The sequence below is a fragment of the Pseudomonas sp. EZ-C24 genome, from assembly GCF_014525325.1.
GTDB lineage: Bacteria > Pseudomonadota > Gammaproteobacteria > Pseudomonadales > Pseudomonadaceae > Aquipseudomonas > Aquipseudomonas shirazensis.
Genome location: NZ_JACDIU010000021.1, coordinates 1 through 14,790 on the forward strand (window position 1 = coordinate 1; position 14,790 = coordinate 14,790).

Consider the following 14,790-nt stretch of genomic DNA (forward strand, 5'->3'; position numbering starts at 1 on the left):
GGAGGCCGAGCGCAGGTCTTGCGAAGGGAGGTGCCGGCCATGGATGGCCGGCAAGCGCTGCGGGCCAGGATGGCCCGTACAGCGCGGTCCGCCCGGGAGCAAGGCCGGAGCGAGGGAACCCCGTAGCGCAGCGCAGGGGCCGGATGTGGAGCCAAGCCCTTTTTTGGTTACTTTTTTGGGGTGTTTGCCAAAAAAGTGACTCGCCGTAAGGGCGAAAGGGGCCCAATCAGCCACCACAAAAAACGGATAAGCCCACAGTAACCGCGAACAACCCCGAGCTGCCAAAGCACCCCAGGCCGCCTACCAACCTCAGGGAGCCAACCGCTCCCGAGCCCAATGCCCCGCCACCAGACGATAATTCAGCCGATCATGCAACCGGCTAGCCCTACCCTGCCAAAACTCAACCCGCTCCGGCAGCAAACGATACCCCCCCCAATGCTCAGGACAATGCGGCTGAGTCTGCGAAAACCGCGCTTCAGTAGCCTTGACCAAAGCCTCCAGCTCTTCACGCCCAGCAATCACCCGACTCTGCGGCGAAGCCCAAGCCCCCAGGCGACTCCCCAGCGGGCGCACCTGGTAATAATCATCGGACTCCTGCGCAGTAACCTTCTCAACCCGCCCCTCAATCCGCACCTGACGCTCCAGCGCCGGCCAGAAGAAGGTCATCGCCGCAAACGGGTTAGCCTGCAAATGCTGCCCCTTCGCGCTGTCATAGTTGCTGAAAAAGGTGAATCCCTGAGCATCCAGGCCCTTCAACAGCAACACCCGGCAATGCGGACGTCCATCGGCATCGACCGTAGCCAGCGTCATGGCATTGGCCTCGACCGGCGCCTGTTCGGTTTTTACAGCATCGGCAAACCACTGGTGGAACAGCGCAAACGGCTCATCCGGCGCCTGGCTTTCGGCCAGGCCATCACGGGTGTAGTCGCGGCGCATATCGGCCAGAGATTGAGTCATGACAGCACTTCCTTGACGATCAGTTGGTCTTCGCAGGGCTGTTGGCAGCGACTTTCTTGTCGGCCGTGGTTTTTTTCGCGGCCGGCTTGGCGGCCGGCTTCTTGGCAGCAGTCTTGGCTGCTGCCTTCTTGACCGGGGCTTTGGCCACGGCTTTCTTCGCCGCTGGCTTGGCAGCGGCCTTGGCTGCAGGCTTGCTGGCTGCAGGCTTGGCCACCGGTGCCTTGCTGTCTTGAGTGGCGACCACAGCGGCCGGGGCCGGCGCCAGGTTCGGCTGCTGGTATTTGGCCAACAGGGCCAGCATGGTGTTCTGCGGCGTCATCAGCAATTCGACGCGGCGGTTCAAGGCGCGGCCTTCGAGGCTGTCGTTGGCGGCGCGTGGCATCACCGAGCCCATACCTTTGAGGCTCAAACGGTCGCGTTGCAGACCACTCAGGCGGAAGATAGCCGAGACCGAGGCAGCGCGCTCAAGGCTGAGCTTCTGGTTAACGGCAGCGGCACCGCTGCTGTCGGCGTGACCGAGAATCAGCACGGCAGTTTTCGGGTCGACTTCAATGGCCTTGGCCAGACGGGTGATCGGCCCCAAACTCGCCGGCAACAGCATGTTCGGGCGGTCCGGGTTGTACGAGCTGTCGACCGGAATGGTCACGGCCAAGAGGTCTTCGCGGCGCTCCACTTCAAACTTGCTGTCCTTGACCGCTTCACGCAGCTTTGGCTCGTACTGGTCAAGCCAGGCCTGGGTGGCCTTGTGATCAATCTTGGGAACGACCGGGCCCTTGGCCTGGGTCTCTTCAGAGCCGAACGGCCACCACCAGCGGCTGCTGCTTTCGGACTTGGCGTCGGCTTTGGCAACTTTCTCGGTCACCGCCTGCTTCACTTCCTGATCGGCAACCTTGTCCGAGCCAAACGGCCACCAGCTGTGTCCGCTAGTCGAGGAGGCATCCTGCGATTGGCTGGCACAACCGGTCATGGCCAGGCACAGGGCGAGTGCTAAGGTTTTTTGTGAAGACATCAGCGATACACCATGAAATTGAAGGAAATTTTGCCTGCAGTAGCACGCATTGGCATTGAGCATAGTCAAACCGCACGGGCATTACCCGCACTAGCCGATCAAAGGCAACTGGCGAGCACCCGCACCAGCTTCTGCGCTCTTGGGTCCATCAGCACGTAAGGGCCGAGGGTATTGGTGACGAAGCCAAAGGCAACATCGTGCTCGGGGTCGGCGAAACCGACCGAACCACCGGCGCCCGGGTGACCGAATGCGCCAGCACCGAGGCCGAAGGTGGCGTTGGCTACGGTTGGCTGGTCCAGCATGCAACCCAGGCCGAAACGGGTCTGGGTCAGCAAGGTACGGTCTTCACCGAGACTGTGCTCGCGGGTCAGTTCATCCAGCAACTCCGATTCGAGCAAGCTGCCGTCGAGCAGGCCAGCATAAAAACCGGCGAGGCTGCGCGCGTTGCCGTGGCCGTTGGCCGCAGGCTGCTGCATGCGTCGCCATTCGGGCTTGTTGGTACTGGTCAGGATTGCTGGTGGGTTGGTGAACGCTCGGGTTGAAAGCGCCTCTGGCTCGCGCATGGTGACCTGCAGCAGGCGCTGCGCAGCCGCATCGCCTGAATTGCCCTTGCCGCGGGCGATATGCGCCACACGGTGGAATTCTTCATCTGCCAGGCCAATGTGAAAATCCAGCCCCAACGGCTTGGCCGTGCGGGCGACGATCGACTCACCCGGACCGCGGCCGTCAGCTCGGCGAATAAGCTCGCCGATCAGCCAGCCATAGGTGATTGCCGCGTAGCCATGCTCGGTACCTGGGGTCCACCACGGCGTTTCTGCGGCCAGCGCGGCAGTCATCGCTTCCCAGTCGTACAACGCCTCGGCGGGGAGCAGCTCACGGATGGCCGGCAGGCCAGCGCGGTGGCTCAGTAACTGACGCAGGGTCACGGCTTCTTTGCCGGCTTGAGCGAACTCCGGCCAGTAGCGTGCTACCGGGGCATCCAGCGCCAGCTTGCCCTCGCCCACCAGTTGCAGGGCAGTCACGGCGGTGAACGTCTTGGTGCAGGAGAACAGATTGGCGATGGTGTCGCTATGCCAAGCCTGCTGCCCATCCTTGTCGGCACTGCCGGCCCACAGGTCGATCACGGTGTCGCCACCGACCTGGATGCACAACGCCGCACCGCGCTCCTGGGAATCCTCGAACAAGGCGGCGAATGCTTCACGCACCGCCTCGAACTTCAGCTCATAGTGACCCTGAATCTGCACCGCCAGCTCTCCGTACGACTCGAGTTTGCAAAGGCGTGCATTGTTTCAGTAGTTGACCATTTTGCCTACTGAATGTGGCCGGATGGTTGTCAGGAAACGTCGCCAAACAGCTCTGCAACCAGCCCCAAGCGCCTCATGGCACCGGCTTGCTGACCACCGTGCGCAGCTCGTCGATTACCTGCTGATTACTCCGCCGCACCGCCTCGACAAAGCCCGGATAGGCCACATCGGTGATCGCCACCAACCCAAGATGGCCGTTTTCGCCATCGAGCAGGCGGCCACTGGCAGGCTGATCCAGATACTGGAACCAATGCGCACCGACGATCATCGGCTGGGCCATGGCGGCCTTGAGGAAGTTGGCATAGGCCGGGCCACGGTCCTCCTCGCGCGCCAGTTCCACCGGCCCCGGCCAGAACGGCCCACGGTCGCGCGAACCGAACTGGAATTCGGACACCAGCACCGGCTTATCCATCTCGGCCAGGCGAGCAAAGTCGTAGCCGTCGCCAGGCTTGAGGGTATAGAAGTTGAAACTGAGCACATCGCAGAACTCGGCGCAGGCCTTGACCGCCTGTGGGCTGCTCAGGGCAAAGCGGCCTCCGAGCAACAGGTGGTTGGGCGCATGCCAGTTGAGCGAATCGGCGATGGTCTTGAAATAGGTGTCGGCGAACACCTGTTGGAAGTACTGGTAATCGCGTTCGATTTCCGGGTGTTCGGGGTTGGGCAGCGGTGCTTCGAAGCCTGGGTCTTCCATTAGCTCCCACGCCTGCAGCTCGATGCCCCAGGCCTTGGACAGCCCTTCCTGATTGCGGTACTTGTCGCGCAGCTGCTTGAGGAACGCGCGCTTGGCCGGCACGTCGGTGGTCAGGCGCAGGGTGCCGAAAGCGAGGCCATAGCGGGCCCGCGGATCATCACCGGGTGCGGCCCAGGCCAGCTCGTTGTCGGCAAAGTAACCGATCAGCCACGGGTCATCGCGGTGATCACGGGCAGCAATCGCCACAGCACGTTCGGTGGCCATGGCAAAGCGTGGGTCGAACGGATCGGGCATGCGCCCCCACCAGTCCATGCCCGTGCTGATGCTGGCGTAGTCGCCAACGATCGACAACGGCAGGGTGTAAGGCACCCGTTTGGCCAGGTCCAGTTCAGGATCGCTCCAGTTGCCGAGGGTATTGAAGCCCCACGCCTGCAAGCGATCCAGAGCATGCGCCTGCCAGCGGCCGGCATCGATCGCCATCGGCGGGCACGCCTGGCTGGCCGGTTCGGCGGCGGCCGGGGCACAGCTGTGGCCATGGCTGCGTTGCAGGTTGGCTGCGTAGAAGTCGAACCAGCGGCCCTGCTTGAATGCGCGCCCCTGCGAAGACGCATTGCCATCATCATTGTTGCCTTCCCCGTAGAACGCGGCGAAGGGCTCGTTGACGCCGGGCAACGCGGTAAACATGTCCTCGCGACCAGCAACATAGGTACGCCCGCCATCAGCGGCCACAGCGTTTACGCCCAACGAGAAGAACGGATGGCCGTCAGGCGTCACCAGGAACCAGCGGCCATCGCGTTTCTCTGTACGGAAGAAGCCCTGAGCCTCGAATGCAGGCCCGGCCAGCAGCCCACCGTACGGGTCAAGCGCTTGCTTGCCGCGCTCTGCCAGCCAGGCCTTGAGCTGCGCCTGCTCGCGGCTATCGGCAGCTTTGAGCTGGTCATCGCTGACGATTCGCTCCGGCCAGCGGCCCCGCGTCGACTGGCCATAAGCGTCGATCAGGCCGGCATAGGCTGCCTTGAAGGCGAGATCGTCATCTTGTAGGCCGACCTTCTCGATCAGCAGGCTTTGCGCCACGTTGGGCTTGGGGATGCTCAGAGTCACCGAGCTGATCTGCTTCAGGTCCACCTCACCGACGCTGCTGGTCAGCAGCAAGCGCTGGCCGTCGTAGGTCCATGGCATCGGTGGGCCGGCACGCATGCCTTGGCTCAGCGGCGAGCTGGCGGTAAGCGGCACCATTACCGTTTGCGCAGGCCCGGCCGGCAGGTCGATGCGGCTGGTGAGGGTGCGGCCATCGCTGCTCTGCACTGTGACGTCGACCGTCAGCGCCCAATCCATCGCACTTTGCAGGCGCAAGGTGAGGGCCTTGCCGGCCGACCAGTCCCACGCCCCACCTTGCGGGCTCAGGCCCAGGCTTGGCCGTTCGACCGGATTGAACACGACGCGGCGCAGTACCTCGCCCTCTGCGGTCTGTTCGGCGTTGTATTGCGGCATGCCGGCGTCGGCGGTGATGACATTGACCACCGAGGCCGGCCGCACGAAGCTGAACAGCGTCTGCTGCCCAGCCAGCAAGGGTGAGCAGAACAGCAGCGTGAAGACTGCGGACAAGGTGCGTCGAATCATAGAACTGGAGCTCTCCTTCAGGGCCGCGGGGAGCCCGTGACTGAGTAATGGACAACAGGCCGGAGCTGCACGCTCCAGCCGTCAGGAAATTTCCCGCCGGAACGGCGGTAGCGCGTTGAGGATAGCCTTGCCGTAGCGCTGAGTGACCAGGCGCCGATCGAGCAAGGTGATCACGCCGCGGTCCTGCTCGGTGCGCAGCAGGCGACCACAAGCCTGGATCAGCTTAAGCGAGGCGTCGGGTACGGCGATTTCCATGAATGGATTACCTCCGCGCGCTTCGATCCACTCGGCCAGAGCGGCTTCGACCGGGTCATCCGGCACCGAGAACGGGATCTTGGCGATCACCACGTGCTCGCAGTATGCGCCAGGCAGGTCGACCCCTTCGGAGAAACTGGCCAGACCGAACAGCACGCTGTGCTGGCCGTCGTCGACCCGCGCCTTGTGCTTGTTCAGGGTTTCTTGCTTGGACAGGTTGCCCTGAATCAGCACCAGCTTGCGCCAGTCACGATCAAGGCCATCGAATACGTCCTGCATCTGCTTGCGCGACGAGAACAGTACCAGCGCCCCCCGCGCCTCTTCGAGCATCGCCGGCAGTTCGCGGATGATCGCGGCGGTGTGCCCGGCAGCATCGCGCGGATCGGCGCCCAGATCAGGCACCCGCAGCAACCCGGCATCGCCGTGCACGAACGGGCTCGGCACCACACAGGTTACTGCGTCCCTTGGCAGGCCGGAGCGCATGCGGAAGCGGTCGAACTTGCCCAGCGCGGTCAGCGTTGCCGACGTCACCAAGGCGCCGTGGGCAACGCTCCACAGGCTGCGCCGGAGCATCTCTGCTGCGAGGATCGGGCTGGCGTTTACCTCGATGTCGAACAGCGCACCGGTCTCGGCCAGGGTCAGCCAACGCGCCATCGGCGGGCTGTCTTCCGGGTCCTCGGCGGTGAACGCCGTCCACAGCTCCCAGTTGCCCTGAGCCCGAGTCACCAGGCTGCCGAACAGCGGGTACCACTCTTCGGCCTGGTGGCTGGCGATACCGATGTTCTTCTCGCCATCCATGCCTTCCTTGAGCAGGTCTGCAAGGCGCGTGAACAGGTCGTTGAGCTGGGAAAAACCCTTTTTCAGCTCGATGCCGACTTCGCGGATATGCTCCGGCACCACCCCGCCCTCAAAGCGGTAGCGTGGCCGCTCGCGGCCTTCGGTGTCTTCACCGGGCTTGAAGTCTGCAATCTGCTCGCAAAGGGTAAACATGAACTGCTGCTGGGTGCGGATTTCACGCGCCAGCTCCGGCACCTGTTCGATGTACTTGCCCAGATCGCCCGGCAGCGGGTGCTGGGCGAGCAGCTTGGTCAGGTTCTTGGCCGTCTGCTCAAGCCAGTCGGCGGTCGAGCGCAGCCGCGAATAATGGGCAAAATGACCAATCGCCTTGTCCGGCAGGTGATGGCCTTCGTCGAACACATAAATGGTGTCGCGTGGGTCAGGCAGCACCGCGCCGCCGCCCAGGGCCAGGTCAGCCAGGACCATGTCGTGGTTGGTGACGATCACATCGACCTTGCCCATGCCTTCTCGGGCTTTGTAGAACACGCACTGCTGGAAGTTCGGGCAGTGACGGCCGGTACATTGGCTGTGGTCGGTGGTCAGGCGCGCCCAGTCCGGGTCTTCGATGGTTTCCGACCAGCTGTCACGGTCGCCATCCCAGCGGTTGCCGGCGAGCTTCTCGATCATGCTGTTGAACAGCTTCTGGCTGCGCTCGTCGACTTCGATATGGAAGCCTTCTTCCTCGAACAGCTGCGCAGTGGCCGACTGGGCGTGGCCTTCCTGCAACAGTACGTCGAGCTTGGACAGGCACAGATAGCGACCACGGCCCTTGGCCAGGGCAAAGCTGAAGTTCAGACCACTGTTGCGCATCAGGTCAGGCAGATCCTTGAAGACGATCTGCTCCTGCAGCGCCACGGTGGCGGTGGCAATCACCAGGCGCTTGCCGGCGACCTTGGCGGCGGGGATGGCCGCCAGGGCGTAGGCGACCGTCTTGCCGGTACCAGTGCCCGCCTCGACGGCAACCACGGCGGGGTCACCCGAGCGTCGACCTTCGTCGTCGCAGGCAATATCGCCGAGCACTTTCGCTACTTCGGCAATCATCAGGCGCTGGCCGTAACGTGGCTTGAGGCTCTTGGCTTCGAGAAAACGCGAATAGGCGCCCTGGATGGTGGCTTTGAGTTCGTTGCTGATCATGGTCTGCAGGCGCCCGAAGGGCTGGATATATTTTCAGTGTTTTGCATGGGCGGCTATCATACCCCGCTCGCGCCCTTTATGCCGCATGGAGATCCCGATGCTGAGCTTCACCCTACCCTACACCCTGCATGTGCTAGCCGCCCTGGTCTGGGTCGGCGGGATGTTTTTCGCCTGGCTGATCCTGCGCCCGGCAACGGTTGCAGCCCTGGAGGGGCCGGCACGGTTGCGCTTGTGGCTGGAAGTTTTCCGACGCTTCTTTGTCTGGGTCTGGGTCGCTGTGGCGATTTTGGCGATCAGTGGTATCGGCATGTTGCACATGCGCTTCAGCGGTTTCGAAACTGCGCCCAAGTACGTGCAACTGATGATGGGCGGGGCGATCGTGATGTTTGCCTTGTTCCTGCGCGTGCAGGCCTTGCTGCTGCCTGACTTGCGTGCCGCGGTGCAGGCCGAGGATTGGCCGGCAGGTGCTGCTGCGCTGGGGCGGATTCGCCGGCTGGTGGGTATCAACCTGCTGCTGGGGCTCGCCGTGGTAGCGGTTGCCAGCCTGCGTCTGCCGCTCTGAACGGTGCGCCGCGCAGGCAAACTGCGCGGCGGCAAGCCCGGTTACAGGCGTCGCAGAATCAACTCACCCTCTGCGCCCGCCAGGCCGGCCTGGCCTTCAACGCCCGGCCGGCCCTTGGCCCCAGCGTCGGTGCTATACACCAGGCAACCCTTGCTGGCGCCGCCTGCGCCAGGTTTGCCCGCTGCGCCAGGTTTGCCCGGCAGGCCCCCATCCAGGCGTACGACAATGCGCTGCTCGGGAGTCAGCCGGCACCGCCAGACGAATCCGCCCACCCGCTGCACCGTCATGGCCGTTGCCACCATTGTCGCCATCAGCGCCGCGGCTGGCCTGGCCCCAGGTGCAGCCACCGGCCTTGCCATTGGCGCCATCCAGGCCGACATAGCCCGGCGCACCGGCACCACCACGGGCGTCGATCGACAACTGCTCGGCGTCCAGCGCATGCAACTGCAGGTCAAGGCTGCGGCCGCTGCGCGCGGCGCGTTCATAGCTACCCGGCGCGCCATTGGCGCTGATCTCGCTGCCGCTGGCGAAGCGCGCCGAGGCTGCTTCGATGGTCAATTCCGTGTCGGCCGGAGCGACGGCAATGCGCGCATCTTGGCCAAGTTCCAGTTGCTCGACCTTGAGCGAGGTGAGTGACGCCGGCAACAGCAAGGTCGCCGAATCCGCCACCCGCAGGTGTTGCAGATGAACAGTGCCGGCCTTGTTGGCCAGGCGCATCACCGAGTTGGCAGCAACATCCAGGCTGTCTGCCTGGGCCCATGGGCTGGCCAAGGCCACCAACAACATCAATTTACGCACGGCGGGGCGCCTCCTGAGGCTTGGGAATCGACATCACGTGAAAAATTCCTGTCAGCAAAATCTGCAGACGATCGAACCAGCGGTGGCTACGGTTGCGCAGGCTGGCGTTGAAAAACAGTACTTCGAGCATATGCAGGCCAAGCAAAAGGATGCCCGCTGCATTGATCAGGAGATTGAACGGCAGCGGCTGCGGCATCAGCAGATTGACCAGCACCACCCACCAGAACACAACCGTCAGGGCCTTGCCCAGCCCCAGGATAAATTTCATACCCCGCCCTCCTTTGCCAGTCAGTTAAGCCTGTTGGGGCCGCTGTGCGGCCCTTCGCGGGTGAACCCGCTCCCACAGGTACAGTTGCGCAATCCTGTGGGAGCGGGTTCACCCGCGAAGACCGCACAGCGGTCCACTGGCAAGCCGACATCTTCGTCCACAGTAACTTCATTGATGGGCGCCCGCCAAGCATTGCCTCAGGCCCGGCACCCAGTTGCACACCGACGGTCAACGCTCGATCTTGATCTCGGTCCGGCGGTTCATGGCACGCCCCTCAGCAGTAGCGTTGTCGGCCACTGGCTGGGTTTCGCCGGCACCGACTACCGACACCACGCTGCTGCGCGGCACGCCGCTTTCGACCAGATAGTCAGTAACCGAATGCGCGCGGCGCTCGGACAACTTCTGGTTGTACGTGTCGGAGCCAACGCTGTCGGTGTGCCCGGTGACACTCAGTCGGGTGCTCGCCGCTTCCTGCTTGAGGCGGGTGGCGATGGTATTGAGGCGTTCCTTGTCGGCCGCAGTCAGCCGCGCAGAGTCGAACTCGAAGTGCACGTCACGGATGACGATGACTTCTTCCTTGACCACGACCACCTCTTCTACCACTGCTACCGGTTCAGGCGGGCAGCCATTGGCATCGACCTGTACCCCACGCGGGGTGCCCGGGCACTTGTCGCGGCTGTCCGGCACGCCATCGCCGTCTTCGTCACCGTCGCCATTGGCCCAGCAGTAGCCGGCGGCCAGGCCACCGCCAAGCAGCGCGCCCCAACCGGCCCAGCTCGAGCTTTCGATAGCGCCAAGGGCGGCGCCGCCCACACCCCCGACGGCAGCACATGTCGGCCAGTCGGTTTTCTGCAAACCTGCACAACCAGTCAACACACTGGTCAGCAGCACCAAGGGTATCGCCGTGCGAACTATGCTCATCTGTTGCATCTCCTAGGGGGAATCGGCATAAGGCCGATCTGTGCCAGTAAAGACCGCGCATTCCCGATCTGCCAGCAATGAGCCATGCTGGTGTGCCACAGCCCTTTGCCGGCAAGCTCTAGCCAGCTAGGCTTGGCGACCCTGAACGGAGATAGGCAATGACCGACGGTTTTTCCCAACGCACGCCGCAACAAGCCCTCGCCGCCTTGCTCGAACGCGTGCAACCGCAGCGCCTGCTGCTGGTGGGCACGCGCTTCCCGGCGCTGGATGCCTTTGCCCAGGCGCACCCACAGGTGGTCATCGAAGTGGCAGCGCCAGGCGTACTGCCGGATCCACTCGCCGCCCAGCGTTTCGACCTGGCGGTGCTGGTCGACTGCCTTGAGCACTTGCCCAAGCGCACCGGCCTGGAACTGCTGGCAGGCATCCGCAATCTGAATGCCAGCCGCCTGGCGGTGCTGGCCGACTTGAGCGCCTGCGGCTGGCAGGACACCGAGTTTTTCTCGCTGGCGATGTCGGCCAGCGAGAAATTCGGCCGCGAGCAGCAGGTGTTGAGCCTGTTCACCTATGATCTACATGACTACAAGCAGGTCCCTGACTGGCTCAACGCCAGGTTCTGGGCCAACCCTGAAAACTTTGGCAAGTACTGGTGGTGATGTGATGAGTGTTTCGGTTTGCCCTTGCGGCAGTGGCAACCTGCTCGACGCCTGCTGCGGGCATTATCATGCCGGCACCCCGGCGCCAGACGCCCAGGCATTGATGCGCTCGCGCTACAGCGCTTACGTGCTGGGCCTGATCGAGTACCTGGTCGCAACCACCCTGCCGGCTCAGCAAGATGGCCTGGACCGCGCTGCAATTGCTGCCTGGAGCGCGCAAAGCACCTGGCTGGGGCTTGAGGTGGAAAGCGCCGAGGTGCTTGGCGGTCAGCCTGAGCATGCGTTTGTCACCTTCATCGCGCGCTGGCACGACGCTCAAGGCGAACACGCCCACCGTGAGCGTTCGGCATTCGTCCAGCGCGATGGCCGTTGGTACTTCATTGACCCAACGGTCGGCCTCAAGGCCACGCGCAACGACCCCTGCCCCTGTGCCAGCGGGCAGAAGTTCAAGAAGTGCTGTTCCAGTTACGTCGGTACTTGACCGTGAACGCCCTCGCCCGCCTGCTCCTGACCAGCTGCGTCCTGCTGCTGACCGGCTGCGCAGGCTGGAGCGGCGAGCAATGGCGCGAACCACAGGTACATCTGGTCAGGGTCGAAACAGTCAAGGCGCGCCTGCTGCAACAGGAGTTCGTCATTCACCTGCGGGTCGACAACCCCAATGACAGCCGCCTGTTCATCCGCAACCTGAATTACTCGGTGCGGCTCAACCAGTTGCTGCTGGTCGACGATGAGGCGAGCATCTGGCGCAGCGTCGCCGCCCATGAGGGGCGGACCTTCAAGATCACCGCCCGCACCAACCTGTGGAAGCAGCTCAAACCGCTGGCCAAGCTGCTCAAGAGCAGGCAACCGCTGCGCTATTCACTGCAGGCCGAGCTGAATACCGGGCTGATCATCTGGCGGGGCCTGCACTTGTCGCGCAGTGATGAGATAATGCCCGGCGATTTCTTACCGGAGTAACCTGCAATGACTCAGCAACCGCATGTTCATGGCCCTGACTGCAACCACGATCACGATCATCAGCATGATCATGACCACGGCCATGTGCACGGTCCACACTGCAACCACGGCCACCAGGAGCCGGTGCGCAACGCTTTGAAAGACGTTGGCCGCAACGACCCGTGCCCGTGCGGCAGCGACAAGAAGTTCAAGAAGTGCCACGGCGCCTGATCTTCGCGCGCTGACCCCTGCCGCAAGCAACTGCAGCCTTTGGCCGTGATTGCTTGCGGTTGATGCTTTCCGATCCAGCCAAATCCCTTTTTTGTCACACCTTGCAGGAGCCTCTTCAATGGCCGCCCCCGCTTTTCCTCCTTTGCGTCCGCGCTTCGCCAGCCTGGCGCTGCTAGGTCTGCTTGGTCTTGGCGGCTGCCAGATGAGCGCCGTGCAAGACAGCGTGCCGCCGACCACCGGCGTGCAACCGCTCAAAGGCCTCGCGCAGAACGTTTCGCTGCGGCGCAATGCCATGGGCGCACCGCTGATCGAAAGCAGCAGCTTCCACGATGCGCTGTTCACGCTGGGTTACGTGCACGCCGGCGACCGCATCGAGCAGATGCTCGGCATGCGCCTGCTGGCTCAGGGCCGCCTGGCGGAACTGGCCGGGCCAGAAGCGCTGGATATCGACCGTTTGATGCGTGCAGCCAATCTCAAGCAGAGTGCCAATGCCCTGTACGCCGACGCTTCGCCGCGGCTCAAGCGCTTCTTTGAAGTGTATGCGCGTGGGGTCAACGCCTACCTGTACCGCTACCGCGACAAGCTGCCGGGTGAGCTCGCCCGTAGCGGTTATCGCCCTGAATACTGGAAGGCCGAAGACAGCGCGCTGATCTTCAGCCTGTATGCCTTCAGCCAGTCAGTCAATCTGCAGGAAGAACTCAGCGCCCTGACCCTCGCGCAAAAAGTCGGCAGCGACAAGCTCGCCTGGCTGCTGCCGGGTGCGCCTGACGAGCCGCTGGCCGAAGGCGAAGTCGACAAACTCAAGGGCATCAACCTGGCCAGCCAACTGCCTGCCCTGCCTGCCCTGGCCAGTGCCAGCCAGAAGCTCGCCGACCTGGGCCTGCTTGGCAGCCCGGGCTCGGTCAACCTGGCCCTCGGCCCACAGCGCAGCCGCAGCGGCAAAAGCCTGCTGGCCAGTGACAGCCGCGCCGCCTGGGCCTTGAGCCCGGTACAGATCCACACCGGCAAGTATCAGGTTGCCGGGCTGTCGTTGCCTGGCCTGCCAATCGTGCTGGCCGGCTACAACGGCAAACTGGCCTGGAGCAGCAGCGCGGTCATGGCCGACAACCAGGATTTGTACCTTGAGCAACTGCGCCGCCAAGGCAGCCAGCTGACTTACCTTGCCGATGGCAAATGGCTGCCAACGCGTGCCCGCAGCGAGACCTTCTTCGCCCGCGGCCAGCAGCCACTGCGCGAAGTGCTTTACGACACTCGCCACGGCACCCTGCTCGGCCAGCCTGCTGGCAACGGCCTCGGCCTGGCCCTGAGCCTGCCGCAGCTGAAGGGTGATCGCAGCCTCGACGCCTTGTTCGACCTGACACGCGCCACCTCGGTGGAGCGCGCCTTCGACAGCACCCGCGAGGTCGGCGCAGCGGCGCTCAACTTCGTCTTTGCTGAGCCGCAGCACATCGGTTGGCAGGTCAGTGGGCGCTACCCGAACCGCCGCGAAGGCCAGGGCTTGCTGCCCTCGCCCGGCTGGGATGGGCGCTATGACTGGGACGGCTATGCCGACGCCATGCTCCACCCGTACGACCAGGACCCACCGTCCGGCTGGCTCGGCCATGCCAACGAGCGCAGCCTGGCCAAGGGTTACGGCATGCAGTTGTCCAACACCTGGTACTACCCCGAGCGCGCCGAACGTCTCGGTCAGCTGGCTGCCAATGGCCGCCACGACAGCCGCAGCGTGATGGCCCTGCAAAACGATCAGGTCAGCTTGTTTGCCGACAAGCTCAAGCAGATGTTCAGCGCACCCGGCATGGCCCAGCCGCTCAAGCAGGCGATCGCGGCACTGCCACCGGCCCAGCGCGACAAGGCCAATGCCGCGCTGGCTCGGCTGCAAGCTTTCGATGGTCGCCTGAGCCCAGTGTCGGCAGATGCCGCGCTGTATCAGCTGTTCCTCCAGGAAGTGGCCCGACAGACCTTCCTCGACGATCTTGGGCCTGAATCCGGCCCTGCTTGGCAAGCCTTTGTCAGCAACGCGCAGTTGTCCTACTCGGCGCAGGCTGATCACCTGCTGGGCCGCGATGACAGCCCGTTCTGGGATGACCGCACCACCGCGCAAAAGGAAGACAAATCGGCGATCCTGGCCCGCAGCCTGGCCGCCGCGATCGACACTGGCACGGCGCTGCTCGGCGCCGACCGCAAGGCCTGGCAGTGGGGCAAGCTGCACCAGTACCGCTGGCCAGCACCGGCCTATCACGGCCTGGGTGACGCTATCAGCCGCGCGCCAATGGCGGCTGGCGGCGACCTCAGCACCCTGGCCCTGACGCCATATGCCTGGGGCAGCAACTTCGACACGCAACTGCCAGCCTCGGCGCGGATGATCGTCGACTTTGGCCAGGCCGAACCGCTGCAACTGCTGACCAGCAGTGGTCAGTCCGGCAACCCGGCCAGTCGTCACCACAGCGATGGCCTGGACGCCTGGTTCAAAGGCCGCTTCATGAGCCTGCCGCTGCAACCGCAGAACTTCGCCCGTGCCTACGGTAGCCAGCGCCTGACCCTGGTACCGGGCAAGTAAGCCCACGTCCGACTGCCCGCACAGCCCTGGCTGTGCGGGCAACCTCAGCCAGACAAT

The 14,790-nt window shown here is 63.8% G+C and carries 13 protein-coding genes and 1 pseudogene; 6 read left to right on the forward strand and 8 right to left on the reverse strand.

The window, feature by feature from the left end:
- Positions 1-309 precede the first annotated feature (309 nt).
- The 5 genes from pdxH to dinG all read right to left on the reverse strand — a co-directional run bounded on the left by pdxH (position 310) and on the right by dinG (position 7,807).
- The gene (pdxH, locus tag IDM28_RS17390; RefSeq protein ID WP_188036552.1) at positions 310-957 is read right to left on the reverse strand and encodes a pyridoxamine 5'-phosphate oxidase; all 648 of its coding nucleotides are present in this window, start codon (positions 955-957) and stop codon (positions 310-312) included.
- Between the two features lie 19 nt (positions 958-976).
- Positions 977-1,966 (reverse strand): OmpA family protein, encoded by a 990-nt coding sequence (locus IDM28_RS17395; RefSeq protein WP_150570555.1) that lies wholly within the window; start codon positions 1,964-1,966, stop codon positions 977-979.
- 98 nt (positions 1,967-2,064) lie between these two features.
- Positions 2,065-3,210, reverse strand: coding sequence for a serine hydrolase domain-containing protein (locus tag IDM28_RS17400; RefSeq protein WP_101321809.1), 1,146 nt, complete (start codon positions 3,208-3,210; stop codon positions 2,065-2,067).
- Between the two features lie 133 nt (positions 3,211-3,343).
- Positions 3,344-5,581, reverse strand: a complete 2,238-nt coding sequence (locus IDM28_RS17405) for a beta-agarase (protein WP_188036553.1) — start codon at positions 5,579-5,581, stop codon at positions 3,344-3,346.
- Between the two features lie 81 nt (positions 5,582-5,662).
- Entirely contained in the window at positions 5,663-7,807 is a 2,145-nt protein-coding gene (gene dinG / locus IDM28_RS17410; protein WP_101321811.1) for an ATP-dependent DNA helicase DinG, read from the reverse strand.
- Between the two features lie 97 nt (positions 7,808-7,904).
- Between dinG and IDM28_RS17415 the strand changes: the two genes are divergently transcribed.
- Positions 7,905-8,369, forward strand: coding sequence for a CopD family protein (locus IDM28_RS17415; protein WP_101321812.1), 465 nt, complete (start codon positions 7,905-7,907; stop codon positions 8,367-8,369).
- Positions 8,370-8,410: 41 nt separating this feature from the next.
- Here IDM28_RS17415 and IDM28_RS17420 read toward each other — a convergent pair.
- The 3 genes and pseudogenes from IDM28_RS17420 to IDM28_RS17430 all read right to left on the reverse strand — a co-directional run bounded on the left by IDM28_RS17420 (position 8,411) and on the right by IDM28_RS17430 (position 10,356).
- A pseudogene (locus tag IDM28_RS17420) lies at positions 8,411-9,167 on the reverse strand (collagen-like protein).
- On the reverse strand, positions 9,160-9,435 hold the full coding sequence (locus IDM28_RS17425) for a DUF1145 domain-containing protein (protein WP_101321814.1): 276 nt from the start codon (positions 9,433-9,435) through the stop codon (positions 9,160-9,162). Before IDM28_RS17425 ends, IDM28_RS17420 begins: the two are co-directional and overlap by 8 nt.
- A 228-nt stretch (positions 9,436-9,663) precedes the next feature.
- Entirely contained in the window at positions 9,664-10,356 is a 693-nt protein-coding gene (locus IDM28_RS17430; protein ID WP_103438335.1) for an OmpA family protein, read from the reverse strand.
- A gap of 158 nt (positions 10,357-10,514) precedes the next feature.
- Between IDM28_RS17430 and IDM28_RS17435 the strand changes: the two genes are divergently transcribed.
- The 5 genes from IDM28_RS17435 to IDM28_RS17455 all read left to right on the forward strand — a co-directional run bounded on the left by IDM28_RS17435 (position 10,515) and on the right by IDM28_RS17455 (position 14,733).
- Positions 10,515-11,009 (forward strand): DUF6231 family protein, encoded by a 495-nt coding sequence (locus IDM28_RS17435; protein WP_150572240.1) that lies wholly within the window; start codon positions 10,515-10,517, stop codon positions 11,007-11,009.
- Positions 11,010-11,013: 4 nt separating this feature from the next.
- Positions 11,014-11,490, forward strand: coding sequence for a YchJ family protein (locus IDM28_RS17440; protein ID WP_188036554.1), 477 nt, complete (start codon positions 11,014-11,016; stop codon positions 11,488-11,490).
- A gap of 2 nt (positions 11,491-11,492) precedes the next feature.
- A complete protein-coding gene (locus tag IDM28_RS17445) occupies positions 11,493-11,966 on the forward strand; it encodes an LEA type 2 family protein (RefSeq protein ID WP_101321818.1) in 474 nt (157 codons plus the stop codon).
- Between the two features lie 6 nt (positions 11,967-11,972).
- On the forward strand, positions 11,973-12,176 hold the full coding sequence (locus IDM28_RS17450; RefSeq protein WP_101321819.1) for an SEC-C metal-binding domain-containing protein: 204 nt from the start codon (positions 11,973-11,975) through the stop codon (positions 12,174-12,176).
- 118 nt (positions 12,177-12,294) lie between these two features.
- Positions 12,295-14,733 carry a penicillin acylase family protein gene (locus tag IDM28_RS17455; RefSeq protein WP_188036555.1) on the forward strand — a complete coding sequence of 813 codons (2,439 nt, stop codon included), beginning with the start codon at positions 12,295-12,297 and terminating at the stop codon, positions 14,731-14,733.
- Positions 14,734-14,790: the final 57 nt, after the last annotated feature.

Bases quoted from the DNA above. Each gene is read 5' to 3' on its own strand.
- IDM28_RS17425 (WP_101321814.1), bottom strand. From the start codon at position 9,435: ATGAAATTTATCCTGGGGCTGGGCAAGGCCCTGACGGTTGTGTTCTGG.
- IDM28_RS17435 (WP_150572240.1), top strand. From the start codon at position 10,515: ATGACCGACGGTTTTTCCCAACGCACGCCGCAACAAGCCCTCGCCGCC.
- IDM28_RS17440 (WP_188036554.1), top strand. From the start codon at position 11,014: ATGAGTGTTTCGGTTTGCCCTTGCGGCAGTGGCAACCTGCTCGACGCC.
- dinG (WP_101321811.1), bottom strand. From the start codon at position 7,807: ATGATCAGCAACGAACTCAAAGCCACCATCCAGGGCGCCTATTCGCGT.
- pdxH (WP_188036552.1), bottom strand. From the start codon at position 957: ATGACTCAATCTCTGGCCGATATGCGCCGCGACTACACCCGTGATGGC.
- IDM28_RS17405 (WP_188036553.1), bottom strand. From the start codon at position 5,581: ATGATTCGACGCACCTTGTCCGCAGTCTTCACGCTGCTGTTCTGCTCA.
- IDM28_RS17455 (WP_188036555.1), top strand. From the start codon at position 12,295: ATGGCCGCCCCCGCTTTTCCTCCTTTGCGTCCGCGCTTCGCCAGCCTG.
- IDM28_RS17430 (WP_103438335.1), bottom strand. From the start codon at position 10,356: ATGAGCATAGTTCGCACGGCGATACCCTTGGTGCTGCTGACCAGTGTG.
- IDM28_RS17415 (WP_101321812.1), top strand. From the start codon at position 7,905: ATGCTGAGCTTCACCCTACCCTACACCCTGCATGTGCTAGCCGCCCTG.
- IDM28_RS17395 (WP_150570555.1), bottom strand. From the start codon at position 1,966: ATGTCTTCACAAAAAACCTTAGCACTCGCCCTGTGCCTGGCCATGACC.
- IDM28_RS17450 (WP_101321819.1), top strand. From the start codon at position 11,973: ATGACTCAGCAACCGCATGTTCATGGCCCTGACTGCAACCACGATCAC.